Annotated in this window: 23 protein-coding genes, 1 tRNA gene and 2 pseudogenes; 11 read left to right on the plus strand and 15 right to left on the minus strand. The window is 70.3% G+C overall.

The genetic code is table 11. The annotated features are described in order from the left end of the window. Window positions 1-1,368: 1,368 nt before the first annotated feature. On the minus strand, window positions 1,369-1,950 hold the full coding sequence (locus AB0D44_RS28090) for a TMEM165/GDT1 family protein (protein WP_362595946.1): 582 nt from the start codon (window positions 1,948-1,950) through the stop codon (window positions 1,369-1,371). 533 nt (window positions 1,951-2,483) lie between these two features. Between AB0D44_RS28090 and AB0D44_RS28095 the strand changes: the two genes are divergently transcribed. The 4 genes from AB0D44_RS28095 (at window position 2,484) to AB0D44_RS28110 (ending at window position 6,631) form a co-directional block, all read left to right on the plus strand. After that, a complete protein-coding gene (locus AB0D44_RS28095) occupies window positions 2,484-3,128 on the plus strand; it encodes an HNH endonuclease family protein (protein WP_362596012.1) in 645 nt (214 codons plus the stop codon). A 255-nt stretch (window positions 3,129-3,383) separates the two neighbouring features. Then, window positions 3,384-5,042, plus strand: coding sequence for an alkaline phosphatase D family protein (locus AB0D44_RS28100; RefSeq protein ID WP_362595948.1), 1,659 nt, complete (start codon window positions 3,384-3,386; stop codon window positions 5,040-5,042). A gap of 208 nt (window positions 5,043-5,250) precedes the next feature. After that, window positions 5,251-5,898, plus strand: coding sequence for a VTT domain-containing protein (locus tag AB0D44_RS28105; RefSeq protein WP_362595950.1), 648 nt, complete (start codon window positions 5,251-5,253; stop codon window positions 5,896-5,898). 169 nt (window positions 5,899-6,067) lie between these two features. Beyond that, the gene (locus AB0D44_RS28110) at window positions 6,068-6,631 is read left to right on the plus strand and encodes a hypothetical protein (protein WP_362595952.1); all 564 of its coding nucleotides are present in this window, start codon (window positions 6,068-6,070) and stop codon (window positions 6,629-6,631) included. A 32-nt stretch (window positions 6,632-6,663) separates the two neighbouring features. Here the strand turns inward: AB0D44_RS28110 and AB0D44_RS28115 are convergent, their stop codons facing one another. The 3 genes from AB0D44_RS28115 to AB0D44_RS28125 form a co-directional block, all read right to left on the minus strand. Beyond that, complete coding sequence (locus tag AB0D44_RS28115) at window positions 6,664-6,888, minus strand: DUF2277 domain-containing protein (protein ID WP_362595954.1); 225 nt, start codon at window positions 6,886-6,888, stop codon at window positions 6,664-6,666. 73 nt (window positions 6,889-6,961) lie between these two features. Next, window positions 6,962-7,468: a hypothetical protein gene (locus AB0D44_RS28120; RefSeq protein WP_362595956.1), complete on the minus strand. Its 507-nt coding sequence runs from the start codon at window positions 7,466-7,468 to the stop codon at window positions 6,962-6,964. Window positions 7,469-8,234: 766 nt separating this feature from the next. Beyond that, complete coding sequence (locus AB0D44_RS28125; RefSeq protein WP_362595958.1) at window positions 8,235-8,414, minus strand: HGGxSTG domain-containing protein; 180 nt, start codon at window positions 8,412-8,414, stop codon at window positions 8,235-8,237. Between the two features lie 576 nt (window positions 8,415-8,990). Here AB0D44_RS28125 and AB0D44_RS28130 point away from each other — a divergent pair. Both AB0D44_RS28130 and AB0D44_RS28135 read left to right on the plus strand, forming a co-directional pair. Continuing rightward, on the plus strand, window positions 8,991-9,806 hold the full coding sequence (locus AB0D44_RS28130) for a TIGR04255 family protein (protein ID WP_362595960.1): 816 nt from the start codon (window positions 8,991-8,993) through the stop codon (window positions 9,804-9,806). 762 nt (window positions 9,807-10,568) lie between these two features. Then, entirely contained in the window at window positions 10,569-11,501 is a 933-nt protein-coding gene (locus AB0D44_RS28135; RefSeq protein WP_362595962.1) for a hypothetical protein, read from the plus strand. Window positions 11,502-12,126: 625 nt separating this feature from the next. Here the strand turns inward: AB0D44_RS28135 and AB0D44_RS28140 are convergent. Beyond that, window positions 12,127-12,333, minus strand: a pseudogene (locus AB0D44_RS28140) (NUDIX hydrolase); the annotation flags it as partial. 32 nt (window positions 12,334-12,365) lie between these two features. Between AB0D44_RS28140 and AB0D44_RS28145 the strand changes: the two are divergent. Beyond that, window positions 12,366-13,293 (plus strand): annotated as a pseudogene (locus tag AB0D44_RS28145) (site-specific integrase); the annotation flags it as partial. Window positions 13,294-13,361: 68 nt separating this feature from the next. On the opposite strand, the gene AB0D44_RS28150 reads toward AB0D44_RS28145, so the two are convergent. Continuing rightward, window positions 13,362-13,436, minus strand: a tRNA-Val gene (locus AB0D44_RS28150). A gap of 21 nt (window positions 13,437-13,457) precedes the next feature. Here AB0D44_RS28150 and AB0D44_RS28155 point away from each other — a divergent pair. The 3 genes from AB0D44_RS28155 (at window position 13,458) to AB0D44_RS28165 (ending at window position 16,066) form a co-directional block, all read left to right on the plus strand. Continuing rightward, window positions 13,458-14,786, plus strand: a complete 1,329-nt coding sequence (locus AB0D44_RS28155; RefSeq protein WP_362595964.1) for a hypothetical protein — start codon at window positions 13,458-13,460, stop codon at window positions 14,784-14,786. A gap of 479 nt (window positions 14,787-15,265) precedes the next feature. Beyond that, window positions 15,266-15,814, plus strand: coding sequence for a DUF4383 domain-containing protein (locus AB0D44_RS28160; RefSeq protein ID WP_362596014.1), 549 nt, complete (start codon window positions 15,266-15,268; stop codon window positions 15,812-15,814). 33 nt (window positions 15,815-15,847) lie between these two features. Beyond that, complete coding sequence (locus tag AB0D44_RS28165) at window positions 15,848-16,066, plus strand: zinc ribbon domain-containing protein (protein WP_362595966.1); 219 nt, start codon at window positions 15,848-15,850, stop codon at window positions 16,064-16,066. Window positions 16,067-16,204: 138 nt separating this feature from the next. Here the strand turns inward: AB0D44_RS28165 and AB0D44_RS28170 are convergent, their stop codons facing one another. From AB0D44_RS28170 to AB0D44_RS28185, 4 genes are read right to left on the minus strand one after another with little or no spacing between them, the layout of a single operon-like run. Then, window positions 16,205-16,864, minus strand: coding sequence for an O-methyltransferase (locus tag AB0D44_RS28170; protein WP_362595968.1), 660 nt, complete (start codon window positions 16,862-16,864; stop codon window positions 16,205-16,207). A 4-nt stretch (window positions 16,865-16,868) separates the two neighbouring features. Further along, a complete protein-coding gene (locus tag AB0D44_RS28175) occupies window positions 16,869-17,702 on the minus strand; it encodes an HAD family hydrolase (RefSeq protein ID WP_362595970.1) in 834 nt (277 codons plus the stop codon). Beyond that, window positions 17,699-20,254 (minus strand): phosphoribosyltransferase, encoded by a 2,556-nt coding sequence (locus tag AB0D44_RS28180; protein ID WP_362595972.1) that lies wholly within the window; start codon window positions 20,252-20,254, stop codon window positions 17,699-17,701. The genes AB0D44_RS28175 and AB0D44_RS28180 overlap by 4 nt, the downstream gene beginning before the upstream one ends. Window positions 20,255-20,262: 8 nt before the next feature. After that, on the minus strand, window positions 20,263-21,429 hold the full coding sequence (locus AB0D44_RS28185) for an HpcH/HpaI aldolase/citrate lyase family protein (RefSeq protein WP_362595974.1): 1,167 nt from the start codon (window positions 21,427-21,429) through the stop codon (window positions 20,263-20,265). A gap of 194 nt (window positions 21,430-21,623) precedes the next feature. On the opposite strand from AB0D44_RS28185, the gene AB0D44_RS28190 reads away from it, so the two are divergent. Next, entirely contained in the window at window positions 21,624-22,400 is a 777-nt protein-coding gene (locus tag AB0D44_RS28190; protein ID WP_362595976.1) for a TerD family protein, read from the plus strand. Window positions 22,401-22,481: 81 nt separating this feature from the next. Here the strand turns inward: AB0D44_RS28190 and AB0D44_RS28195 are convergent, their stop codons facing one another. The 5 genes from AB0D44_RS28195 to AB0D44_RS28215 form a co-directional block, all read right to left on the minus strand. Further along, window positions 22,482-23,225, minus strand: a complete 744-nt coding sequence (locus tag AB0D44_RS28195) for a Tellurium resistance (RefSeq protein WP_362595978.1) — start codon at window positions 23,223-23,225, stop codon at window positions 22,482-22,484. Window positions 23,226-23,341: 116 nt separating this feature from the next. Then, a complete protein-coding gene (locus AB0D44_RS28200; RefSeq protein WP_362595980.1) occupies window positions 23,342-24,457 on the minus strand; it encodes a DUF475 domain-containing protein in 1,116 nt (371 codons plus the stop codon). A gap of 25 nt (window positions 24,458-24,482) precedes the next feature. Then, on the minus strand, window positions 24,483-25,058 hold the full coding sequence (locus AB0D44_RS28205; protein ID WP_362595982.1) for a TerD family protein: 576 nt from the start codon (window positions 25,056-25,058) through the stop codon (window positions 24,483-24,485). Between the two features lie 158 nt (window positions 25,059-25,216). Further along, a complete protein-coding gene (locus AB0D44_RS28210; protein WP_266788238.1) occupies window positions 25,217-25,792 on the minus strand; it encodes a TerD family protein in 576 nt (191 codons plus the stop codon). A 176-nt stretch (window positions 25,793-25,968) separates the two neighbouring features. After that, complete coding sequence (locus tag AB0D44_RS28215) at window positions 25,969-26,427, minus strand: peroxiredoxin (protein WP_362595984.1); 459 nt, start codon at window positions 26,425-26,427, stop codon at window positions 25,969-25,971. Between the last annotated feature and the right edge of the window lie 150 nt (window positions 26,428-26,577).

The raw sequence follows: 26,577 nt of genomic DNA on the forward strand, positions 1-26,577 counted from the left end.
TCGCGATGGCCTTCGGCCACCCTTGACAGGCCGTCCCGCCCCGGAAAGACAAGGACTGACGGGAAGCCCCCAAAAGAACGGTCCACTGGTTCATGGGCAGGGTGCGGGGCCATCAGGGACCAGCTCCCAGGTTGCAGGGAGCCACGCCCCCGTCCGGCCCCATGACCGCCGAAGGCGGGGCCGGTGGGCGCATCAAATCGCTACGCGCTCCTCAGATCTCAGCGTCCAGCGGCCGCCTGGGGTCCAACCCGCACCAGACAGCGACCAGAAGCACCTGGCGAGACGGCAGGCGCATCAAATCGCTACGCGCTCCTCAGATCTCAGCGTCCAGCGGCCGTCTGGGGTCCAACCCGCACCAGACAGCGGCCAAGAACGCCTGGCGAGACGGGGGCGCGTCAGCTTGTTACGTGCACCCTCATATCGCAGCGTCCGGCGGCTATCCGGGGCTGGGAACAGGCCGCCCACGATCGCTACTCAGCTGAGAATCTGGCGGCGATCAGCCCGGAATGGACTGAACACAAGCCGTCCCACACATCGTTCGCCCTCCTCGGCGGCCGCGCCGCGCGTATCCCACTCCCGCTTGTGAGGTTTTACGGCAAAAAAACTGCCCGCCGCCGCACCGCGCCAACTCTGCACTGAGCAAAGGCAATCGACTCACTCCCGCGGGATGGAGACGCTCGAAGCGACCGCGCCACCGCCCCCGCGACTCCTCCGGCGCTTGCGGCGCCGCCATCTAGTGCCGGTTGGACCCCAGACGACCGCCGGACGCCGAGACCCGAGGCAGCGCGTAGCGATCTGATGCGCCCAAGCCGTGGAATGCGCTTCTGACCGCTGTCTGGTGCGGGTTGGACCCCAGACGGCCGCCGGACGCCGGAATATGCGTGTGCGCGTAGCGATCTGTCGCGCCCATGGCGTGGAATGCGCTTCTGACCGCCGTCCGGTGCGGGTTGAGCCCCGGACGGCCGCCGGACGCCGAGATGAGAGGAGCGCGTAGCGATCTGGGGCGGCTGCCGGGCCCCCTGGCCGCCGATGGTCATGAGGCCGGGGCGGGGCGTGGCGACGGGCACCCTGGAGCCGGTCCCTGATGGCCCCGCACCCTGCCCATGAACCAGTGGACCGTTCTTTTGGGGGCTTCCCGTCAGTCCTTGTCTTTCCGGGGCGGGACGGTCTGTCAAGGGTGGCCGAAGGCCATCGCGAAGCGACGCGACGAAGGAGCGCCCTTGACAGGGCGGCCCGACCCGGAAGGACAGTGGGACTGGCGGGAAACCCCCAAACCCTCCCTGATCAGGCCCCAGGGGCGCAGGCCCCCCGAAGCCCCCGCCCAGCGCCCCCACGCCTGCCCCACCCCAGACACCCCTCCCCCCACCCCTACCCCCCGACGGCCTCGTACAGCGAGAACGCCGCCAGGGCTGCCATTACCGCGGCCGCGATCTTGGTGATCAAGCGGAGCGGGACGTACTTCATCAGGGTGCGGCCGCCCAGGATGCCGATGCCCGCGACCGCCCACAGGGCGAGTACCGCGCCGATGCCGACGGACACCGGGTTGTCGTACCGGGCGGCCAGGTTGGCGGTCATGATCTGGGTCAGGTCGCCGAACTCGGCGACCAGGATGAGCATGAAGCCTGCCCCGGAGACCTTCCAGAAGGACTGGTCGGCAGGTGGCTTGACCTCCTCGTCCCCGTCGTCCTTCTTCCAGAGCAGCATGGCGGCGCCCGCGAGGAAGAGGACGCCGACGACTGCCTGCACGAGCCGGTGCGGGAGCAGGCTGAGCACGCTGCCCGCGGCGATGGCGAGGGCGACGTGTACGGCGAATGCGGCGGCGACGCCCGCGAAGACGTACGAGGCGCGGTAGCGGGTGCCGAGCATCAGGCCGGCGAGGGCCGTCTTGTCGGGGAGTTCGGCGAGGAAGACGACGCCGAAGGCGATCGCCGTGACGCTGAAGCTGAACACGGGGTGGAACCTCAATCGGTCGGGCAGGGCGCCATCGGTACCGAGAGACCTGGACTGCATTACGCGCGTACATCCGTACGCCTGTCGGGGGTCGCTTCGGCTCGGCGGCGCCCTGGCTTGCGTATGCGCGCAGGAAAGCGCGCGCACGCAGGGACAGGACACTGCGGCCGAAGGTCTCGCTGGCCTGCCGCTGTCCGCGGCCTGCCTCCGGGCGCCGGCTGGGGTGACCCAGCAGTATGTCGACGGTCCGGCGAAGAGCTACTCCCCTTCTGCTGCACCCAGGGTACGGGACGCCGGCAGGTGTCCGGAATAGGTCCTTGGTCCCGCTCCATCCGGTGACGGGTCGGGCATTTCGGCGGAACCTCAACTTCCGCTTGAAAGAAGGGCGTTGCCCGACTTGATCTGACGTGCACATGTCGCCACGCTGTCACCCGGCGCCCATCCCCTCGAAACCCGGCGCCGCAAGCATGGCCGCGCCCCGCCGGGGCCGCACGGTCACACCCCCCGCACCAAGGGAGCCCCTCATGGCACTCATACCCACCGTCTACGCGCGTCGAATTGGCGTGTTCGCATCAGCCGTAGCCCTCGCTTCCCTCACCTCCCTCGTCAACGCCCCCGCCGCCCAGGCCGCCCCGCCCACCCCCATCAGCGCCTCGGCCGCCCGCTCGTACCTGGCGACCGTCACGCCGCGCGCGGAGGGCTCCAGCAGCGGCTACAGCCGCGACCTCTTCCCGCACTGGAGCACCGTCTCCGGCAGCTGCAACACCCGCGAGACCGTCCTCAAGCGCGACGGCGTGAACGTCGTCCAGGACTCCTCCTGCGCGGCCGTGAGCGGCAGCTGGTACTCCGAGTACGACGGCGCCACCTGGACCGCCGCCGCCGACCTCGACATCGACCACGTCGTGGCACTCTCCGAGGCCTGGCGTTCCGGTGCCAGCTCCTGGACCACCTCCAAGCGCCAGCAGTTCGCCAACGACCTCACCCGCCCGCAGCTCATCGCGGTCACCGACAACGTCAACCAGGCCAAGGGCGACCTCGACCCCGCCGAGTGGATGCCGTCGCGCACCTCCTACCGCTGCACGTACGCGCGGATGTGGGTTCACGTGAAGCAGTACTGGGGCCTGAGCATGGACTCCGCGGAGAAGACCGCCCTGGTGAACGTCCTCAACGGCTGCTGATCCAGGCGCGGACAGCCACCGGTCCAGGCGCTCGAGGGCAGCCGGTCCTGACACCCGACGGCTGCCGGTCCGGGCACCCGACGACTGCCGGTGCGGGCGCCCCACGACTGCCGGTCCGAACGCCCGACGACTGCCAGCCCGAACGCTCCACGGCTGCCGGTCCGAGCGGCCGGTCTTTTCCCCCGCCAGGGGGAGGCGTGGCTCCCCCTCCCCGTCGTACCGTGATCAAAGGGGCTACGGAGGAGGGGGAGTCACATGGCCGGACTGCGTCTGGGACCGCTGCTGCGCCACGTCGACTGGGACACGGGCAGGTCCGCCACCATATGGGTCGAGGCGGACCGCCCGTGCACGGCCGAGGTGCGGTGCGCCGACGGGGCCGGCGGCCGTGAGCGCACCTTCCAGATCGCCGGGCATCACTACGCGCTGGTTCCGGTGACCGGGCTGACGCCCGGGACGGCGACGGAGTACGAGGTGCTGCTCGACGGGCTGCGCGTGTGGCCGCTGGAGGACAGCGGTTTCCCGCCGAGCACGATCACCGCCCCGGCCGGGGCGGGGCGTGATCCCGGGCTGCGCATCACGTTCGGCTCCTGTCGGCAGGCCGCCCCGCCGGCCGGGAGGCACGGGCCGCACGGGGCGGACGCGCTCGACACGCTCGCGGCTCGGCTGGCCGCCGAGCCGGAGGCGGTGCGCCCGGACCTCCTGCTGCTGCTCGGGGACCAGGTGTATGCCGACGCGCTGTCGCACGAGACCCGGAAGTGGCTGGCGGCCCGGCGGGACCTGCGGGAGCCGCCCGGCGCCCAGGTCGCGGACTACGAGGAGTACACGCGGCTCTATTACGAGTCCTGGCTCGACCCGGAGATCCGCTGGCTGCTGTCGACCGTGCCGAGCCTGCACATATTCGACGACCACGACGTCATAGACGACTGGAACACCAGCGCGGCTTGGCTGGCAGAGATGCGGGCGACCCCGTGGTGGCAGGAGCGGGTGGTCAGCGGGCTGATGTCGTACTGGGTGTACCAGCACCTGGGCAACCTTTCGGCCGCCGAGCTGGCGGCCGACGGGCTGTACGAGGCGGTACGGCAGACCCCCGACGGCACGGATCTGCTGCGCTCCTTCGCGTCGGCGGCCGATGCCGATCCGGCGACGGTGCGCTGGAGCTACCGGCGCGACTTCGGCCGGACCCGGCTGCTGATGGTGGACACCCGGGCCGCGCGGGTGCTGGCCGAGGACGGGCGGGCGATGCTCGACCCGGCGGAGCAGGGGTGGCTGCGAGAGAACGCGCTCGCGGCGCACGGAGGATACGACCACCTGCTGATCGGGTCCTCGCTGCCGTGGCTGATGCCGCCGCTGATCCATGACGCGGAGACGTGGAATGCCGCGCTGTGCCGCGGGGAGCGGGGGCCGCGGTGGGCGCGGATCGGGGAGAACCTGCGCCGGCGCAGCGATCTGGAGCACTGGGCGGCGTTCCCGGCCTCGTTCGCGGCGCTGAGTGATCTCATCGAGGAGGTGGGGACGGGGCCGCGGGCTCCGGCGACGGTGTGCGTGCTGTCGGGGGACGTGCACCACGCGTATGTGGCCGAGCCGCGCATACCCAGTACGGCGCGGGTGTTCCAGTTGACGTGCTCGCCGGTGCACAACTCCATCCACACGGCGGTGAGGCTGGGCTTCCGGCTGGGCTGGTCGCGGGTGGGGCGGTGGCTGGGGCGCGGTTTCTCGCGGCACGGGCGCACGGGGCGGCCGCCGTTGAGCTGGCGGCGTACGGGCGGGCCGTGGTTCGGGAACCAGTTGATGACGCTGGCGCTGGCGGGCCGGTCGGCCCGGCTGCGGCTGGACCAGGCGCGCAAGGGCGGCAGGGGGCGGGAAGGTGCCCGGCTGGTGACGGTGTGGGACCGGGAGCTGGCCGGGGCGGAGTAGGGTGCGGGCCTGGCCTCTGGTGTGCGCGGATACGGAATCCGGTGTGGCGTCGGGGGGCTGACGCGCAGGGGGGTGCGGGGGCGCCCCGGGCATCCGGTGGGCGAACGCCGGGCGTACGCTGTATGGCTGTCAAGCCGCTCCTGCCGCTCCCCCGCGACGTCGCGGCGCTTCATGCCGCTGCACGTCAACCGGACTGGGGAGTCCCGCTTTGTTTGAGACTCTGGGGTCGCTGACCGCGAGCCCATGGATCTACGCCGTGGTGGCGGTGTCCGTCGTGCTCGACGTCTTCCTCCCGGTGCTGCCGAGCGGGGTTTTGGTGATCACCGCTGCGGCGGCGGCCGCGGCTGCCGGGGCGGCGGGTCCGGTGGGTCCGGTGGCCGTGCCCGTTCCCGAGCAGGTGCCGGACATCCTGGCGCTGCTCGTGATCGCGACGACCGCCTCGGTGCTCGGTGACATGGCCGCGTACCGGCTGGGCCGGCGGGGTGGTGCCCGGCTGGACCGGGCCATCGCCCGTTCCCGCCGGCTGACGCGGGCGCACGAACGCCTCGGCACGGCTCTGGCCCGGGGCGGCGGCGCCCTGGTCGTGATCGCCCGCTTCGCCCCGGCGGGGCGTTCGGTGGTGTCGCTGGGCGCGGGCAAGACGCACCGCAAGGTGAAGGAGTTCCTGCCCTGGTCGATGCTGGCGGGCATGGCCTGGGCGGGCTACAGCGTGGCCCTGGGCTATTTCGGTACCCAGTGGCTCGGCACGCAGTGGCTCGGGACCGCGGTCTCCATCGTGGCGCTGTTCGCCGCGGGCGCGCTGGCGGCCTTCCTCGTGCGCCGTCCCACGCCGTCGGCGGCGGCGCCGGCGGCATAGGCAGCCGCCCCCGTCCCTCCCCCGGGCGGAGCAGTGCGCTCACCCGTTCACCCGGCCCCGATCGCCGCCCCCGGGTTGGGCTCCTAGCGTCCACAGCACGGTGCGCACCGAATCCGCGTCACATCCGTGCCGTGGCCGCGCCGTTTCGAGGAGCCGAGGAGTTCTCTCCATGCCCGCCAAACCGCCCGCCACACCCCGCGTTCTGCCGCCCGTCACATCCCGCGTCCTGCAGCCCGCCGCACCCCGGGGCCTGCCGTCCGCAGTACGGCGCCGCCTGCCGGCCGTTGCGGCCGTGACCCTCGCGGTGGCCGCCGTCACGCCCGCCGTGACCGCGTACGCCGCTCCCACCGCCACCGTCTCGCCCACCACCGTCGCCCCGGGCGGCCGGGTCGCCCTAAACCTCGCGGGCTGCGGCACCAAGGTCGGCCGGGCCACCTCCAGCGCCTTCGGAGAGGTACGCCTGACCCCGGGGAACCTGGAGGCCACCAATCTCTTCGGCAGTGCCACCGTCTACCGCAACGCCGGCCAGGGCACCCACCGGGTCACCTTCGAGTGCGCCCCCGGCGGTGAGCGCGTCACCGTGTCCCTGCAGGTCACCCCGGGCGCCGCGCGCGGCGGTACGGGCGGCAGCATCGACTCGGTGAGCCCGGGTCAGATCGCAGTGGGCGGCGCCCTCGTCGCGGGGGCGCTCGGCGCCGGGGTGTGGGTCGTGCGGCGCCGCGCGTCCGCCTGACCCCCACCTGATCGAGGCGGCCCCCGCCCGGTTCATGCGGGGGCGGCCTGGCCGCGTACGTGCATCCCGTCGAGGAGCTCGGCGGTGGCCTCGGCGATGGCGTCCACGGCCGCCTCGAACACCTCCCGGTTGTGCGCGGCGGGCACCCGGAAGCCGGACACCTTGCGTACGTACTGCAGCGCGGCGGCGCGGATCTCCTCCTCGGTGGCCTTCTCGGGGATGGCGGGCGGGCGCAGGGTCTTAATGGAGCGGCACATACTCCCACTATCCCGCGGGCCGGGCTGCCCGGACCAGGGCCGCTGCGGGGCCTGGCCGGCCGGGCGTCGCGTCCTAATACCCCCAGCGCGGCTGACCGCCGTCGTCGCGGCAGTGGATGATGCGCCCGTTCGCGGCGTGCGTGGACCGGCCGACGTCGGCTTTGCGGCAGTACTGGCCCGCGCTGTAGCAGTTCCCGGCGTTGGAGACGATCTCGCACTCCGCGGCAGCGGGCTCGGTCGGCGCCTTCGTGGGGGCCTTGGTGGTCGGCTTGGGCGCGGGCCGGGTGGCGGCCGGGGCCGCCGGGGCGGCGCTGGGCGCCTTCTGGTCGGCCGTCGGCGTCGGCGCGGCGGACGGCGTCGGGGAGGGTGTGGGCGTCGGGGTCGGCGTGGGTACCGGTGCGGCGGTGGTCGGCGCCGCAGAGGTGACCGGCGGCGGCGCCGAAACGGCGGGTCCCCCACCCCCGGCCGGCCCGCACGCGACGGCCACACCGGCCACCACGAACGCGACCAACGCCCGCCGCGCGGCGCCTTCGACCCGTCTGCGGCTGCCTCTCCGGCCCTCACCCATGTCGCTGTTCATCGCTACCCCCACCCAGAAGCCGTTCACGGTTCAAAGAGAAGGCACATCCTATGAACGCCCTTTCGACTCCGCCGGGTTTCCCCACAATCGCCCGCCCCGACGACTCCCACCAGCCCTGATCCGGGCCCCCTCGGCCTCAGGAGCAACGCCGGTCCGGTCCGCAGCCCCCAGGAAGGGCCGCCGCCGCGCAGGCCAATCACCCACCCGCGGCCGCCGGTTGGCGTTCACGTCGCGGGCCACCCGCGACGCACGGCGCCAACCGACAGGCCCGCTTCAAAACCCCACGCGCAGGCCGGGCTGCCCGCCTCATGCCTCGTCGCGTCCACAGTGGCCGTCGGGCTCCGACCCCATCCGTCGGGTGCCACCGCCAGCGGCTGCCGTCAGCCCCAGCGCTCAGCGCGGCACCATCCCCGCCCGCGCGGGAGGCAGAAGCCCAAAACCTCGTCGGTCATCCAGTCGGGATCATCCCCGCGGCGCGGGGAACAGCAGGCACCCACCCTGGACAACGGCTCGGACTGCGGCTCATCCCCACGGGCGCGGGGGAGCGACGAAGGCCCCCAACCGTGATGGGTTGGGGGCCTTCCCAACGGGTGGGAACGGACGCTTTCGAACCGCCGACATCTGCTTTGTAAGCTCGCCCAGCCCGCGCTAAGGGCCACCAACTGCGGTGATGTGCAGTACCGGCGTCACCGCTCAGAGCTGGCCTCGTCTGTAGTCGTTGATGTCACCTGTGGATGTCAGCCCTTACCGCCATCAGCGGGCGGGTCTACCTGTTCCGCAGCTTCTTCATCTTTGCCTTGGCCTGCCGTATCTTCTCCTGCTCTGCCCCGTAGGCCGACCAGGGCCCCTGGTGCAGGCTGCACCTGGAGGTCCCGCTGACCGCCAGCCTCCTGCACCGCCCGCCGACCTTCGTCCGCGCCCCACACCTCGGCTGTGCCACCGCCATCCACCGTCCCCAGAGATTCGACGTCAGGTCCTACGGATGGTGGCGCGCACACTGACGGCGCGGGAGGCGCATCGAGCGCGGACAGATGCACACCCCGCACACAGCTCCGGAGGCCCCCGATGGCTCGTTCGTTTCCGCAGGTCAGAGCGCATGAGATGCTGCCCCTTGCCTGATCGGTCCACGAATAGGCCACCAGGCCATCGTGATCCTGTGCCGGAGCAAGTGGCGCGTGTTGCAGGTGGCGCAAGGCGCGAAAGCACGTACCGACCACTCGCCCTACACCTCTCGCGCAAGGATTGGTTACGCCTGCTCACCCACTGTCGAGGGGTTCTAGGCGTGACGAACCCACCAACGCACGCACTCCTGTCCGGCGAACGGGGTCTGCCGAAAGGGTGCTCACCGGGAGAGGCCTCCGGCGCGGGTCCAGTCGCCACCAGCACTATTTCCGCAGGTCAGATGCTATTCGGGGCCGAGCGCACACCTCTATGCGGCCGCGCCGTGGCGACGCAGATGGATTGACCGGGTAGCGTCCTGGGAGCCATACTTTCCCGTAACCTTCCCAAGGAGAGGCCTTCAGTGACCCCGTCGCCACTGGTTCTTCCGAAGCCATCAACGACTCAGCTCAAGGACGCCCCCCTCCAGCTGGTGGTGTGCCAGGTGCGCCACGATCGCGTGGCTGGCCCGCGGCATGGGGATCAGGTGCTGGCGATCCGAGACGCACTCACGACTTCGATGGGTGAGGAGCTTGGCCTGGAGCAGCTGGCACAGCAGGAAGTGGCATTCGAGTTCAGCCCTTCTGGCGTTTCACCGCTCCCCAACAGTGGCCCATCAAATGGCTGGAGACTTCGTTCCCGCGACGGAAAGTGGCTAGTAGCACTGTTTCCGGATTTCTTCGCCTTGGAGAGTACGGGATACACTTCGTGGTCCGACTTCAAAACTCGCCTTGAGGCGTTGTGTGGCGCGGTTGAACGGATCTTTCAGCCCACGCTGGAGCAGCGACTCGGGTTGCGCTACGTCGACAGCATCAACCATCCTGCCGTAAGTACCCCAAAGCAATGGGCCGGTTACATCGAGGGCTCACTCTTGGGCCCGATCCTTCACCCTCAATTTGGCGACGCCATCTCCGGAGTGCAGCAGGTCATTCACATGCCGGCACCTGATGAAATGCAGGTGCTACTGCGCCATGGAACGCAGCGAGATGATTCGTCGGGGACCTGGCCCTACTTGCTCGATACGGATTGCACCAGAGTCTCTAGCCGCCGGTTCAGCTGCCCTGAAATCGTCAAAGGCGCTGGGGATTTGCATGAACTTGCTCTGCAAGTATTTCAAGCTTCGGTGACGCCTGAATTGATGAGGGTCTTGAAGGGAGAGGGAGGATTTGAGAGCAATTAGCCTTGAGGACATCCTCCGTGATCAGACGCCGATTCTGGGGCAATCTGGAAACGACCCGTCGGGTTCTTCACTGGCGCTGCTCAGCTCGCTCAAGCGAGCGGCGAGGCCTCTCCTCGTTGCAGGGGCCGTGGCTGTCACGGCTTCCCTCCCTACGCCTCCTGCCGAGGTACTCGCTCGCGCGATCAACTCTCGTCTGCCAGTCACGCGCACGGGGCTCTCAAACGAAGTCGAGCCCCTCCTTCCTTTCGCCGCGATTCGGACATCCGCCGCCTTGAGTTCGAACCCCGCCCCAGCTGCTAACGAGCGGAGTGAGAGGAACCGGCGGGCTGCTGAGCGAGCGTTGGCTGCTGTTGTCGACCTAAGTGAATGGCTGAATCTTCCGGAAGAAAAAATCGCCGAACTTTGTGGATTCAATCGTCGCAGTACAACTAACTGGCGAGCCGGCGGTGGCGTCTACGCGAAGACTGTTCGCTCCCTCTTTGAGGCGCATGCGGTCGTCAGAGGAGCTGTAAGCAGCTTTGGCGCTTCCGATGCCTTGCTGTGGCTGAAACAGCCGGGAACCGACCTTTCAGAGTCACGGACTGAGGCGCTGAGGTCAGAGGAAGGTCGGAGGAAGCTCGCATCAGAGCTACAGTCGGTGGCCTTCGCACCCCCGCCCGAAGCCGAGTTGTTGCCGTATGCCGATCCCGCTTCCGAGTTCAGTGCACCTGTAACACCCATGCTATTTGACGACCCGCCGAAGCCTCGGAGGCCACGTCCAGCGTGAACGAGTCAGCAGGCGTCGATGCGGTTCGCGCCACCATCGATCAAGGGCTTCCGGTCAACAAAGAGGAATGGCCGACGGGAACGCTGGAGAATCTTCGAGAGTTTACGCAAGGGTGCCTGATTCAGGATCCCCCATTCTTTTATTTTGCGGATCCGGAAAACCCTGTCTGGATGCGAACCCGCGCATATAGCGGCAGGGGTTATGGGCCTGAAGTGATCGAGGGATCTGGGGCAACGCTCCCCATGTATGGGATCGTCACAACACAGACCTGTGACATCGCAGAGGAAGATGCGCCTCGCCCCAAACGTCCATGGGTTCAAATAAGCCCTGTTTACGACATGTCGGGCTGTCTGGACAACGGACAAAAGAAGCAGCTGCAAAGGTTTGACGGAAACGCTTACTTCCTTCACCTCCCGTCAATCCCCAACGGATTCTGGGTGGCCGATTTCCGCATTGAGGTGCCGGTGGAGAAGGGGTGGCTAGCAGCCAGGACTCCGGTAGACGGATTCCTGGATGAGTCGCTGCAGAGGAAGGTGGGGCAGCGGCTCGCTGCCTTGAGGAGCAGGCCTGCATTTGCTGGTTCATTCGTTTCTGCGGTTCAGGCGCCCTTGGTGGATTCCCTCCGGGCCCTTAAGAAGTCAAACAAGGCCCTTCATACCGAGATCATGGCCAGCGTTCGAGAAATTCGCGTAGGGCTTGACAGTCACTTGGCACCTAAGCAGGCACGCGTAATTCTTCTTACGGAAGACAAGTTGACTGATGCGGTTTGGGAATGGTGGCTGGATTGGTGGGACTCCGCCGCAGAGGAAGCCACCAGGCTCGACTTTACTCTTCTTCCCATGGAGCAAAAGACGACCTCCGAGATGTCAGTCAAGGAATACAAGGAAATGACCGAGCTGCCGACTGACCGTGTTAGCCCCGCAGGCTAGAGGTAGTCCCTTCGGCCCTAAGGCGAGATCCGGCTCGTCGTCATACTTGGCGCCCCCTGCTGTCGTCCCGTCTGCCGTCGACCCACACGGAGTGATAGCAGACCAGGCTTCTGGGGCCCAGGTGGAGCGCCCTGCTGGACGAACGACCTGGGCCCCAGAAGCCTGGTCTGCTATGGCTTGCCTGGGTCGACGGCAGACGGGATGACAGCTCCCCACCCCACCACAAACCGGCCCGCACCCGCACGGCCTGCCCCGGTCATCCCGGAGCCTGAGCGCCCCCCGCCGGAGGCATGTCTTTGAGCGGGTGGTGATGTCGCCTTGGGATCCCGCTGCTCGGCCTCCGACGGCTCGGCATGCGCTCCGCTGGGGCCCGCGTCAGGGGCTGAGCCTGGCAGTGTTGGGCGGAGTCATGGTCTCGCTCGGCACAGGCGCTTGGTGGGTGTGGGCCAGCCTTGTGGGCTCGGGTGCTCAGCCGTACCGCGGTTGTTCCACCATCGAACCCGTGCCGTCTGGCGCGCGGCCGGCGGTCGGGGTGGAGCGGGGCGTAGAGAGGAGCGCAGGCCCGGGCGACGGGCGCGCGCGCCGCGCTGTGCGCGGCGGGTGCCTTGATGGAGTAGGGAAACTCTCACCGCACCGTGATGAGCTGGCGCTCGACATGGCTCCGAACGTGCGGCCCGTTCCCATCCAAGGCGTCCAGCAGTCCGATCGCGTAGACCTCGGACATCCGCTCGGACACCTCCTCGTGCGTGAGCCACTGGACCGCCGTGGTCTCGTCGGACGTGCGCTCGGTGCCCCCGGAGGGCTTGCACCGGAACACCAGGGCGACGACGCCGTGCCCACCCCGTCGGCCATGCTCGCCGAGTGCTGCCGTACTGGCTGGAGAACATCGTTCGCCCGCACCGCAAGCGCACGACCTTCGCAAGTACGAGACCCATGTCCGTCTTTACCTGGTGCCGTTGCTGGGGAAGAAGCGGCTGGAGTCGCTGAGCGTCGCCGACGTGCGGCGGGCCCTTGTGCAGCTGCAGAAGCAGACCAGCGCGGCAACCGCCAAGGAGTCGCACCGGGTGCTGCGGACCGCCGTTGCCGCCGCCTGCCGGGAAGAGCTCGTCAGCCGGAACGTGGTTTCGCTCGTCGAGCCGCCCAATGTGCAGGTTCGGGATGTGTCGCCGTGGGAGCTGGAAGAGACCCGCGACTTTTGGCCCCCGCCCGCAAGGATCCGCTGTACCCCGCCTTCGTCCTCGCCATCGCCCTCGGTCTGCGGCGGGGTGAGCTGGTCGGACTGCGGTGGGAGAACGTCGACCTGGAGAAGCGGGAGATCCGGGTGCGGAGTCAGCGGCAGCGTGTTCGTGGTGAGGGCTATAGAGGACGACCCCCAAAGGACGCCGCCGCCGACAAGACCCTGCCGCTGCCAGGAATTTGCGTCGCTCCCCTGCGCTGGCAGCGGATGAAGCAGGCCGCCATGAGGGAGGCCGCCGGGGAGAAGTGGGAGGAGACCGGCTGCGTGTTCACCACCCGGGCCGGACCGCCGATCGAGCCGCGGAACGTCTACCGGTCCTTCACCCGCGTGGCCAAGGACGCCGGGATCCGGGTTGTCCGGCTGCACGACGCGCGGCACGGGACCGCGACGCTGCTGACCGCCGCCGGCGTCCCGCCTCGGGTGGTGGTGGAGATCCTCGGGCACTCGCAGATGGCCGTCACCATGAACGTCTACGCGCACGTCGTGCAGGACACGCAGCGCGCGGCGGTCGGGCACATGGACCGGCTGCTGAAGACCCGGCGCGGCCGTTCCTGACCGCTCCCGTTGAGGTCGGATGCAGATGCCAAAGGCCCCCAACCATGATCGGTTGGGGGCCTTTTGACTGGTGGGCGCGGACGGTTTCGAACCGCCGACATCTGCTTTGTAAGAGCAGCGCTCTACCCCTGAGCTACGCACCCGTGGACGAGTGGACAGCCTACATGGCGGGCACACCCCCCACGCAAACCCGATCCCTTGGGGGAGAATGGTCCGGGGCATTGCGGACGCGGTACGGGAGAGGGATTGTGACAACGGCATCCCGGCGGTGGTTCGGTGGGCGGGACGAGAGTCGGCGGGCCGATGCGCAGGCGGCGAAGGATGCTGCCGCCGCGGCGTTCTACGAGCTGGACAGTGCGCAGCGGGATCTGCGGATCTCGATCGAGACGATCGCCGCCGCGGACGGTTCGCCGGCCGGGCGGCAGGCGAGCGAGGGGTTCGCCGCGCTCGGGCAGCGGATCGACCAGGTCAGCCATGTGTACATCGAGGCCGTGGACGCGCACGATCTGGACCGGGTCGACCTGGAAGCGTCCGCCGCGTCCCGGGCGCGGGAGGAGCTGACCCGGGCGCGCGACGAGTTGGTACGGGTCAAGGCGGAGCTGGACCGGTTCGCGCAGGGGTTGCAGCCGCTGCTGGACAAGGCCGAGACCCAGTTGGCCCGGGTCGCGCCGGCGCGGGAGCGGGCGAAGGCCGCGCTGCTGGCTGCGAGCGATGCGCTGGATGCCGTACGGGCCAAGGGGATGCGGGCCGATGACCTGGCCGCGCGGCTGGCGGCGCTGGCGCCGGAGCTGACCAAGTTGAACGAGGGCGCGGGTCGGCACGGGGTGCAGGAGACCGTGCAGCGCGCCGACCGGATCCTGCGGGACGCGGAGGGCGTGCGGGCGGAGGCGGAGCGGCTGCCGGAACGGGCCGCGGAGATCGACCGGCGGCTGGTGAGCCTGCGGACGCGGGCCCAGGCGTTGCGCAACCGGGCGGACCGGGTGGATCCGGTGCTCAGCGAGTTGCGCCGGCGGTTCAGCGCGGCCTGCTGGCAGGACCTGCAGCACGTGCCGGACCAGGCGGTACGCGATGTGGCGCAGGCCGAGGAGCGGCTGGGGGAAGCGTCCCGGGCCCGGGCCGAGCAGCGCTGGGCCGATGTGGCCGTGCTGATCGACGCGGTGCGGGAAGCGCTGGAGGCGACCGACGAGGCGGTGTCGGCGGCGCAGGACAGGCTGACGCGGCTGGAGGCGGTGGCCAGGAACCCGCAGGAGGAGGTGGACCGGACCCGGTTCGCGATCCGGGACGCGCAGCGGCTGGCGATGGCGGGCCGCAGCGTGCCCGATCCGCGGCACGCGCGGCCGCTGGACGAGTCGGTGGCCCGGGTGGAGCGGGCATTGGCGGGGCTGGAGGGGCGGCATCCGGACTACTGGGCGTTCCTGCTGGAGATGCAGGACGTACGGGAGGCCGTGAACCGCGTGGTCCAGGGGATCCGGGCGGAGCGCGGGCACGGCTGACCGGCGGAGCGCGAGCACCGCTGACCGGCGGAGCGCGAGCACCGCTGACCGGCGGAGCGCGAGCACCGCTGACCGGTGGAGCGCGGGCACCGCTGACCGGTGGAGCGCGGGCACCGCTGACCGGCCGGGCTGGGCCGCGGCGGGCCGGCCCACCGGGCCGGTCCGAGCCGCCCCCGGCCCGGACGAGCCGCCTCCCTCCCCCCGGCCGGGTTGTCCGTGGGCGGGCATCGGCGGATGCTGGAGGTGCGCGGAACGGAGCAGAGGAGGGCGGTATGGCTGCCCATACGTCTCACACTTCCCGCAGGTCCCGGCGGACCCCGGCACCGCACGGGTCCGACGCGCCGCACGGGTCCGAGTCGCCGCACGGGTCCTACGCGCCGCACGCCCTCTACGGGTGCACCGAGCCCCATGAGTCCTATGCACCGTACGTACCCCACGAGCCCTACGCGTCGCACGCCCCCGAGGTCCCCCACGGGAGGCTGCGGCGCGTCCTGCATCCCGTCAACGCCCGGCTCGACGAGCACCTGCCCGCCGACCACAAGCTCAGCAAGGTCTACCGGGTCGGCGCCGGTCTGACCGGGTTGCTGCTGGTCGTCTTCGGCATCCTGGGGCTCATCGACCGGATCGGGTTCTTCGACACCGGCGGGGACACGGTGCTCGCTCTGAACACCAACGGCGCGCTGAGCGTCCTGTCCATCTGCATCGGTTCGCTGTTGTTCATCGGGATGGTGATCGGCGGGACGTTCGCCTCCACCCTGAACATCGTGCTGGGCCTGCTGTTCATCGCGAGCGGGTTCGTGAACCTCGCGCTGCTCGACACCGGGCTCAACTTCCTGGCCTTCAAGATCCCCAACGTGCTGTTCAGCTTCGTCGTCGGCGTGATGCTGATGTGGTTCGGGATGTACGGGCGGGTGGGCAGTGCCCTGCCGCACGACAATCCGTACTGGCGGGCCCGCCACCCCGAGCAGGCCGCCCGGGAGGACCGGGCGCACCGCGCGTACCGGGGGCCCGCACCGGGTCGCCCGTAGCCCTGGCGGCCACCGGCGCTTAGCCTTGTCCGCATGCCTCGATACGAGTACCGCTGCCGGACCTGCGACGACACCTTCGAGCTGAGCCGGCCGATGGCCGAGTCCTCCGCGCCCGCCGACTGCCCCGCAGGTCACGCCGACACCGTCAAGCTGCTGTCCGCCGTCGCCGTCGGCGGCGGGGCGAGCAGTGCCCCCGCGCCCGCTCGTGCCATGGGCGGCGGGGGCTGCTGCGGTGGTGGCGGCTGCGGCTGAACCGGAAGCGGGCGGCGGCCGGAAGGCCGCTGGGCGGCCGGGGACCGGGCGGCGCAGCGGCCGGAAGGCCGCCGGGCGGCCGGGGACCGGGCGGCGCAGCGGCCGGAAGGCCGCCGGGCGGCCGGGGACCGGGCGGCGCTACCGCTTGCGGGACAGCGTGAGGCCGTCCGAGATCGCCAGCAGGACGGACTCCATGCGGGTGTCCGCCGAGACGTGGTCGTTGAACGCGCGGACACCGGCCGCCGAGCCGGTGGCCGACTCGTCCAGCACCGAGCCGTGGAAGAGCGTGTTGTCCGTGACGATCAGGCCGCCCGGGCGCAGTCTCGGCACGAGCTCCTCCCAGTACGCGATCTGGCTCTCCTTGTCGGCGTCCACGTAGGCCATGTCGATGTGCGGCTCCGCGGGCATGGCCCGCAGGGTGTCCAGTGCCGGTGCGATCCGCAGGTCGATGCGGTCCGCGACGCCCGCCGCCTTCCAGGCCTCCCTGCCGTACGCCGTCCACTCCTCGGAGACGTCACAGGTGATGATGCGGCCGTCGGCGGGTAGTGCCTGGGCCATCGACAGGGCCGAGAAGCCCGTGAAGGTGCCCACCTCGACGATGAGGCGGGCGCCCGTCAGCCGGACCAGGAAGGCCAGCAGCGGCCCCTGCTCCTCCGCCGACTGCATCCCGGCGACGTCCGGGAACGTGGCGTAGGTCGTCTCCACCAGCCCCCGCTGGACCGGGTCCAGCGGGGGGTTGTGGGCGAGCATGTACCGGTAGAGCTCGTCAGTGATCTTGGTGCTGTTGCCCTTGGTCATACGGTCAGTCTCGCAACGGTCCGTCCGTCCGTCCGGCTGCTCGGGCCAATTCGCGGACGATTTCCTCTCCCGCGAGCACGCCCGCCGTGGTCAGGGCCGTCACGTGCGGGGCGTGCCAGTGCGCGTCGGCCAGCTCTCCGTGCCCCGGGCGCCACGCGGCGTCCGCCGCGAGCAGCAGGTCGGCGTCCAGGAGCGAGTCGCCGGCGGCCAGGGTCCTGGTGGCGCCCGTGCGGCGAGCCACCTCGTGCATCGCCGCGCTCTTGGTCAGCGGACGCGGCACGGCGTAGATCTTGCGGCCCTGGAGGGACACCGCCCAGCCGCGCGCCTGCGCCCACTCGGCCAGGGCCTTGACCCACTCGTCGGGGACGAGGACGCGTTCCACGACGAGGTACGCGAACAGTTCCTCCGCCACGCGCGCCTTGCGCAGCCACGCGGGGTCGGCCGTCGCCAGCAGGTGGGCGTGGACCTCCTCCAGCGGGGCGCACTCCTGCGCCAGGCGGGCCGCGACCTGGCGCCGCCAGTCCCGGTCGGGCACCCCGTCGACCAGCAGCTGGCCGCCGTTGGCGCAGATCGCGTACGGGGCGGGGCGGCCGGGGAAGCGGATGCGCTGGTACTGCTTGCGGGTCCGCGTCGTCGTCGGGACGAAGACCACGGACGGGTCGGCCGTCAGCTCCGCCAGCAGTTCCGCCGCCGTCTCCGTCATGTAGGACAGCGGCTTGCTCTCGTGGACCTCGACGCACAGCAGCCGGGGGGCCACCGGGTCGGGCATCGTCAGGCCGAGGGCCGCCGTCGAGTAGATGAGCGTACGGTCGAGATCACTGGCTACCAGGACAGTCACTTCGAGGCCACAGCCTTTCCGTCGGCGCCCGTGGCGCCGCGCGTGAATCGGGGGTGGATGAGTCCGACGCAGGTGTAGGGCAGCCCGTCGACCTCCTCCACCGGGACCCCGCGCTGCTCGGCGAGCAGCCGTACGTGGTCCAGGTCGGCGCCCGCGCCGCGCTGGGCGAGGATCTTCCACGGCACCCGGCGCAGCAGTACGCGGGTGGTCTCGCCGACTCCGGGCTTGACCAGGTTCACGTCGTGGATGCCGTACTCCTCGCTGATCCGCTCGACGGCCGCCCAGCCCTCCCAGGTCGGGGTGCGGTCCGCGGCGAGGAGTTCCTTGACCTGCTCGCCGACGGCGTCGGCCACCTCGTCGAAGTGGGCGGCGACCGTGTCGACGAACGCCGAGGACACGTCCGCGCCGGCCAGCTCGCGGTAGAACTTCGCGCCGTGGAAGTCTGCGGGCCCGACCAGGTCGGACCTCAGGACCGTACGCGATATGAGGCCGGAGACGGTGGAGTTGAGGCAGGCGGAGGGGATCAGGAAGTCCTCGCGGGTGCCGTAGGTCTGCACGCAGGAGCCGGGGTCGGCGAGGACCACGATCTCCGGGTTGAAGCCGGGGTATGCGGCGAGGGCGGCCGTCAGTTCGCGGGTGATGGCGCCCTTGCCCGTCCAGCCGTCGACGAAGACGACGTCCGCCGGGTCGTGCCGGGCGGCGAGCCAGCGCACGGCGTTGGCGTCGATGCCGCGGCCGCGCACGATGGAGACGGCGTAGTGCGGCAGGTCCAGGCCGTGGCGGGCCTGGGCCCAGCGGCGCATCAGCACGCCGACGGGGGTGCCGGCGCGGGCCAGGGACACCAGCACCGGGGAGGGCGAGCGCTCGGCGAGGACGGTCTCGGTGACGGTGCCGACGGCGCGGGCGATGCGGGCCGCCGAGGCGGTCAGGGCGTTCTGGTACAGCTCCTGGTACTGGGGGGACGGCTGGTACTCGACGGGCAGGGACTCGGCATAGTGCGCGCCGCCCGCCTGGATCGCCTCCTCGCGCTCTTCGGTCGGTGCCTCGAGCTGGACGTCGGAGAAGTCCTGGAGCAGCCAGCCGACGTCCTCGGCGGCGTACGAGGAGAAGGCGGGCCCGCGCAGCGGCTCGGGCGCGGACGGGAGCAGCGGCTCGAGCGCGGGCCGGGCCACGGGCTCGTTCACGGCGTCGAGCGCGGGCGCGTGCGGGGTCGGCTCGGTCATGATCGGCTTCTGCTCCTGCCGGTCGGGTACGTAGGAGGGTACGGCGGCCAGCAGGACCCGGCCGGTGTGCGGGGCGAGGCTCGCGAGCAGTCCGGCGTACAGCTCGGGGGTGTCGCCGGCCGAGTCGACCACGGCGACGACCGCGTCGAAGCCGGCGCCCGCGACGTTGTAGGCGTACCGGTCGCCCGGGCCGTCGGCCGGCGCGTCGTGGGCGGGGAAGACGAGGCGCGTGCGGATGGCGTAGCCCGGGTCGTCGACGGCGAGCACGGGCGAGCGGGTGGTGGTGGAGAAGCGGACCTCGCGGGCCGCGCCCGCCTCTTCCAAGGCCTTCGCGAGACGGAGGGGGGCGTACATCAGCTCTTCGTTGCCGAGGACGAGGACGCGGCCGGGGTCGTCGCCGAGCGCAGCGCCGAGCCGGGCGGCCATCTCGGGCAGGGCCTCGTCCAGGGCCTTGCGGTGGGCGGGCGTGAACCCGTGGCGGCCGCCGTCGGGCACGGCGGGCGGCCAGGCCAGGTCCACGCGCGTGACCGGCTGCCGGCCGTCTGCGGGGGCCCCGGCCGGGCCTGTGGCCGTCCGGGTCTCGTACTCCTCCACCAGTGCCTGGCCCTTGGCCAGGACGCCCTCCGGGAGGGTGACCGTGCCGGAGGCCAGGGCTATGAGGTCGACGCGGGCGCCGATCTCGGCGGCGAAGGCGGCGAGGCGGTCGCGATCGGCCGGGGAGCGCATGTCGACGAGGGCGACGACCACGTAGTGCGTGCGGGGATGGCGGCCGTGCAGGTCGCGGATGGTGTTCAGGACCGTGTTGCCGGTGGAGAACTCGTCGTCGACCAGGACCAGCGGCCCGCTGCCCGCGAGCAGCTCGGGGTCCTCGGGCAGCAGCAGGTGCGAGGTGGCGTGCGAGTGCGCCTCCTCGAAACCGCCGGCGGGCTCCACGCCCGGTACGGGCCGGCGGGTGGAGTGCAGGTAGGGGGCGGCGCCGAGGCCGTCGGCGACGCAGTGGCCGAGCCCGGTGGCCGTCTCGGCGTAGCCGAGGACGACGGCCGCGGCGGCGCCGTCCGGGCCGAGCAGCGCCCGGACCCGCTCGCCGAGCCCGTAGCCGGCGGCGTAGACGATCGCCGGGGACTGCGGGACGTGTTTGCCCAGGACCTGCGAGACCAGCAGGTGCGCCCGTTTGGGGTTGCGCCGCAGCGCGAGCCCGAGCAGCTCGGCGAGCCGCGGGGAATCCGGCGCACCGGTCTCCTCCAGGCTGACGCCCAGCCTCCGCGCGACCCAGGTTCCCGACCACACCGCTTCGATCGTCTTGCCTTTCCTCGTCGTCGACGCCGTCACCAGGGGGTTCAGACCTGGAGTCCGGCCGTGAGCAGGTCGACGAAGCCGACCTCCTCCTTGGCCACACCGAAGACCTCGGCGCGCTGAATGGTGCGCTCGGCCCAGGCCCGGTGGGGCTTCACCTCGTTCATTTTGTTCGTATAAGCGGATCGCATGACTCCGCCGCCGCCGCGCTCGGGGCGCAGGATGTCCTGCGCGTCGCAGAACTCCTCGTGGGAGACCACGGACAGGGCGTGGACGGGCGTGACGTGGGCGGGGTGGATGCAGGTCTTGCCGAGCAGCCCGTTGGCCCGGTCGAGCTCGATCTCGCGCAGTAGGCCGTCCAGGTCATGTTCGATCAGGGCGGTGCGCAGTTCTTCCACGCCCTCCTCGAGGAAGGGGCTGCGGCGCAGCTGGGGCTTGAAGAGGCGCTGCTGGCTGCGGAAGTACTCCCAGACGGGTCCGGTGACGGTGAAGCCGGTGCCGTCGGCGCGGCTGAGGACGTTGACCACGTCGGCGATCACGCCGGCCACGATCTGGACGTCGTAGGCGGTCATGTCGGGGGTGCGGCGCAGGCCGTAGGCGGAGCAGAAGTCGGTGACGCCGAGCCGCAGGGCCAGGACCCGCTCGCGGTGGCTGTTGACCGTGCGTGAGATGCCGGCGAGCGTCTCGACGCGGGTCTCGAGGTGGAGCAGGTCCGGGGTCTCCAGGACGGGCATGGCGTACAGGCGGGAGTGCCCGCCGACGGCCTCCGCCTCGGCCACGGCCTCGAGGAAGGCGACGCCCGTGCCCTCGTTGAACTTGGGAAGTACGAATCCGGACAGCCGGCCGGCGGAGCCCCCGAGGCGGCGCACCAGGTCGGGGATCTGCTCGGGGGTGCGGACGCGGATGAACAGCAGGGGGAGCTCGTCGGCGTCGGCGTCGAGCTCGCCGAACTGCCGGACGAGGTTCTCCTCGGCTCCGGTGACGTCGCCGTCGCTGATGGAATCCTCCAGGCACAGGACCATGGAGACGACCCCGCGGCCGGCCTGCTTGCGGATGTCGCGGGCCAGCTGGGGGCGGGTGGCGGGGCTGTAGAGGGTGGCGCCGAGGGCTGCGGCGAGGGTGCGGGCGGGCGAGGCTCCGGTGAATTCGGCCGGTTCCTGGTGGAAGAGGTCCTTACGGACGGTGGGCGATACGTGCCCAAAGTGACGCATGTGCTTCCCCCGTACTGCCTCGGCGGCCCAACTGGCGTGGCCGGTAATAGTACGTACGAACCTGAGTCAAGAGTTCCTCAAGCACATGAAGTTCAGGTAACCCTCTTGCACCATGCCCAGCTCTGGCGTTCGAGACAAGGCCCTACGGGGGGCCGCATTGTCCCGGTCCACCCGGGGAGGGCAGGATGACGTGCATGACGCACGCGATGCAGAAGGGCTCGAACATCCCGGTGGCCGCCGCAGCGGTCCGGGCGGTGCTGCGCTGGTCCACCGGCCCCGAGGTGCCCGACGTGGACGCCTCCGCACTGCTCGTGGGCTCCGACGGCCGGGTGCGTTCGGACGAGGACTTCGTCTTCTACAACCAGCCCCGGCACCCCTCGGGGGCCGTCTGGCGGCTGGGCAAGAAGCAGCTCGGCGAGGCGGTCACCGACGCCGTGCAGGCGGACCTGCGGACGGTGACCCCGTCCGTGGACCGGATCCTGGTGGTCGCCTCCGCCGAGGACGTCCCCTTCCAGCGGGTCCGTGACCTGCGGATCCTCCTGTACGACGCCACCGCGGCCGGCGGCGCCGAGCCGCTGGCCTACTTCGACGTGCGGCCCGAGACCGGCGCCGAGACGGCCCTGATCTGCGGGGAGCTCTACCGCCGGGGCGAGGGGTGGAAGTTCCGCGCGCTGGGCGAGGGCTACTCCGACGGGCTGGTGGGGCTCGCCACCGACCACGGGATCTCGGTGGACGAGAACGCCCCCGATGCCGGCGCGGGCGCGGCGGCGGGGATCCCGGCGGCAGGGATCCCGGCGGCCGGACCCACCTCCGAGCAGACGGCCGCCATGGCCCCGCCCACCCAGGCCCCGCCGCCCGTCCAGCCCGCCTACGGGTACCCGCAGCCGGTCTCCCCGGCCCCGGTGCCGGGGCCGGGCGCCGACCCGTCCTTCCGGCTGCCGGTGCAGGGCCCGCAGTTCATCCGCCGCTGACCCGCGGACGCCGCGGACGCCGCCGCGCCCCCCTGCCCCGGACGGCGCGGCGCCCCGGCCGGCCCCCGCACGGGGCTCCGGTCAGGCCTTGGTGCTCTTGTAGCCCCGCCCCCACTGGAGCCCCCAGCCGTACAGCCGGTCCAGCTCGGCCTGGAACCCGTACACGAACTTCACCTCGCGGCGGACGACGAACTCGCCCTTGACGTGCTCGAGGGAGACCACCGCGCAGGACCGGGCCTGCGGGTGCCGCTCCTCCAGGGGGATCTCGATCCGCGGTCCGGTCACCGGGAAGAGCGTGACCATGGCGTGGGTACGGTCGAAGGCCGGGGTCTGGTCGTAGATGTAGACGAAGACCAGCATCCGCTTGATCTCTTCGGCGTGGTCGAGGTTGACGTAGAGGGTCTCCCCGGACGCCGAGCCGAACCGGTCGTCCCCGCTGAGCTTCACGTACGGCGGGTCGTTGATGTCGCCCAGCAGGTTGCCGAGCGGCTGGACAGCACCGCGGGTGCCGTCGGTCAGCTCGTACAGGCAGCCCATGTCGAGGTCGACGTTGACCATGCCCTGGGTGTGCGCCTGCACCATGTCGGGCTTGAACAGCTTGAACGGATGCCGCAGGAGCCGCCCGCCCTGCCCGTAGCTGTTGCCGCCTATGTCCGAGGTGCGCATGCGCCAGGACAGGTTGACGCGCAGATTGCCGTGGACCGCCCCCTGTTTGGTGAGCGACACCGTGGGATGCCGCTTGGTCAGCTCGATCGCGTTCGACGAGGCGCTGCCCGACTGGAACTGCACGGCGCGGCTGCCCATGATCCCGTCGAAGAAGCCCATTCCCCTGCCCCCCTGTTGCCCTGGTCCCGTGGATGCCTACGGAAGCGGGGCGGCCCGCCGGGTCCGTGGACCCCGCAGGCCGCCCCGCCATGGAGCGTTCCGCATTACCGCCGCCGTCATGCCTCGGCGGCGGCGCCCTCCAGTTCCAGGCGCTTGTTGCGGCGCACCGAGGACCAGAAGGACCATGCGATCAGCACGACGCCGACGAGGCCGGTGATGACCTCGTTGATCTCGTACTGGATGGTGACGAGGAGGATCACGGCGAGGGCGCCGATGGCGTAGTGCGCGCCGTGCTCCAGGTAGACGTAGTCGTCGAGGGTGCCCTGGCGGACCAGGTAGACCGTCAGCGACCGGACGTACATGGCACCGATGCCGAGGCCGAGGGCCATGAGCACGATGTCGTTGGTGATGGCGAAGGCGCCGATGACCCCGTCGAAGGAGAACGAGGCGTCGAGGACTTCGAGGTAGAGGAACATGAAGAACGCGGCCTTGCCGGCCATGACGACGGCCGAGACGGGCTTGCCGCTCTTCTTGGCCGCCTCCTCCGCCTCGTGCTCGGCCTCTTCCTCTTCCTCGAGCTTGTTCTCGAAGTAGCCGGAGAGGCCGCCGACGACCATGTAGGTGATCAGGCCCAGGACGCCGGAGATCAGGACGGTCTGCGCCTTGTCCACGTGGGTGCCGCCGTGCTGGTGGGCGTGGGTGGCGAAGGTCATCGAGGTGATGACCAGGATGATCAGCGCGATGCACGCGGACAGCATGTCGATCTTGCCGAGCTTGGCGAGGGGACGCTCCAGCCAGGCGAGCCACTTGATGTCACGGTCCTCGAAGATGAAGTCGAGGAAGATCATCAGCAGGAACATCCCGCCGAAGGCGGCGATGGACGGGTGGGCGTCCGTGACGAGCTGCTGGTACATCTCCTTGTCGGAGAGCGCCAGGTCGACGGCCTCGATGGGCCCGATCTTGGCGCTGATCGCGACGATCACGACGGGGAAGACCAGTCGCATGCCGAAGACCGCGATGAGGACGCCGATGGTGAGGAAGATCTTCTGCCAGAAGGCGTTCATCTTCTTCAGGATTCCGGCGTTGACCACCGCGTTGTCGAAAGACAGCGAGATCTCGAGGATCGACAGGATCGCCACGATCCCGAAGGCCTGCCACCCCCCGTAGAACACCGCTGCGACCAGACCGAGCGCAGTGATTGCGAACGACCAGCCGAAGGTTTTGAGAACCACTGGCACCCCATCGTCTTGTACGGCTTTACGAAACGTTGACCCCGAAGTCTAGAGCGATGCCCCTCAGGCCCGACGCGTACCCCTGCCCCACTGCACGGAACTTCCATTCACCCCCGTACCGGTAGACCTCGCCGAAGATCATCGCCGTCTCGCTGGAGGCGTCCTCGGAGAGGTCGTAGCGGGCCAGTTCCTGGCCGTCGGCCTGGTTGACCACGCGGATGAAGGCGTTGCTGACCTGGCCGAAGCTCTGCCGGCGGCTGTCGGCCTCGTGGATCGAGACCGGGAAGACGATCTTGTCTACGCGGTCCGGCACCTTGGTGAGGTCGATGATGATCGACTCGTCGTCGCCGTCACCCTCGCCGGTGAGGTTGTCGCCCGTGTGCTCGACGGACCCCTCGGGGCTCTTCAGGTTGTTGTAGAAGACGAAGTACTCGTCCCCCAGCACCCGGCCGCTGTTGCACAGCAGCGCGCTGGCGTCGAGGTCGAAGTCCGCGCCCGTGGTCGAGCGCGCGTCCCAGCCGAGGCCGATGAGGACGCGGGTCAGGTTCGGTGCGGCCTTGGAGAGGGAGACGTTGCCCCCCTTGGCGAGTGTGACGCCCATGTTGTGGTCCTCCCCGGACGACGGTGTTGCCTGCGTGACGGTGTGCCGTGCGCCGCGGCCCGGACCGGACCGGCCGTGGGACCGGTCCGTACGGGCCGCAAACCCGGTCCGGCGCCGTACACACAGTGCACGGCGCCGGACGGGTGACTGCTCTGGGCTCAGACGTTGACGCCGAAGTCCTGCGCGATGCCGCGCAGGCCCGAGGCGTAGCCCTGGCCGATGGCGCGGAACTTCCACTCCGCGCCGTTGCGGTACAGCTCGCCGAAGACCATGGCGGTCTCGGTCGAGGCGTCCTCGGAGAGGTCGTAGCGGGCGAGCTCGGTGTTGTCCGCCTGGTTCACCACGCGGATGTACGCGTTGCGGACCTGGCCGAAGCTCTGCTGGCGGCTCTCGGCCTCGTAGATCGAGACCGGGAAGACGATCTTGGCGACATCGCCCGGGACGCCGGCGAGGTTCACCTTGATCGCCTCGTCGTCGCCCTCGCCCTCGCCGGTGGTGTTGTCACCGGTGTGCTCGACGGAGCCGTCGGGGCTCTTGAGGTTGTTGAAGAAGACGAAGTTGGCGTCGCTGGCGACCTTGCCCTGGTCGTTGGTCAGGATCGCGCTGGCGTCGAGGTCGAAGTCGACACCGGTGGTGGTGCGAGCATCCCAGCCCAGACCGACGATGACCGCCGTCAGGTTAGGCGCGGCCTTGGTCAGCGAGACGTTGCCGCCCTTGCTGAGGCTGACTCCCACGGGTCCTCCATTGGGTTCTGTGTGTGGGGCGGTGCCCCGTCGTGCAGGGGGCCCTCCCGGCCGTGGCCGGGGGAGCTACCGGATCAACGTTTCGATCCTAGTGACGGGTTCCCGCCTGTAAGCGGTTTTCGCTCGGAACTGCGGCGACGAGCCCCCTGGGACTCCTCGCGGACTCCTCAGAGGCTGTCGAGCGCCTTGATGTACTCGTTCAGGTCACGTGCGTCGGGCAGTCCGTTGACGACAGTCCAGCGCACGACGCCGTCCTTGTCGATGATGAAGGTGCCGCGGACCGCGCAGCCCTTGTCCTCGTCGAAGACGCCGTACGCGCGGGAGGTCTCCCCGTGCGGCCAGAAGTCCGACAGCAGCGGGTAGTCCAGGCCCTCCTGCTCCCCGAAGACCCGCAGCGTGGGCACGGAGTCGTTGGAGACGGCGAGGAGCTGGACCTCGTCGTTCTGGAAGCGCGGCAGCTGGTCGCGCAGCTCGCACAGCTCGCCGGTGCAGACGCCGGTGAAGGCGAACGGGTAGAAGAGCAGCACCACGGCCTTCTCCCCCCGGAAGTCGGAGAGCCGCACCGTGGCGCCGTGGTTGTCCTTGAGCTCGAAGTCCGGGGCCTTGTCGCCGACCTCGATCGCCATCTCTCGCATCCCTTCGTTCCCGCAATTCCTGGATCGCCCGCAGTGGGCCGTTCGGGTGAGGCACAGCCTAGGCGGGGCGGGGCCGGGAACGCACACACCCCGCCGACCGCGGGGTCGACGGGGTGGACGTGGTGTCCGCTCGGCAGCGGG

Origin of the sequence: Streptomyces sp. NPDC048349, assembly GCF_040651925.1 — a bacterium.
Lineage (GTDB): Bacteria > Actinomycetota > Actinomycetes > Streptomycetales > Streptomycetaceae > Streptomyces.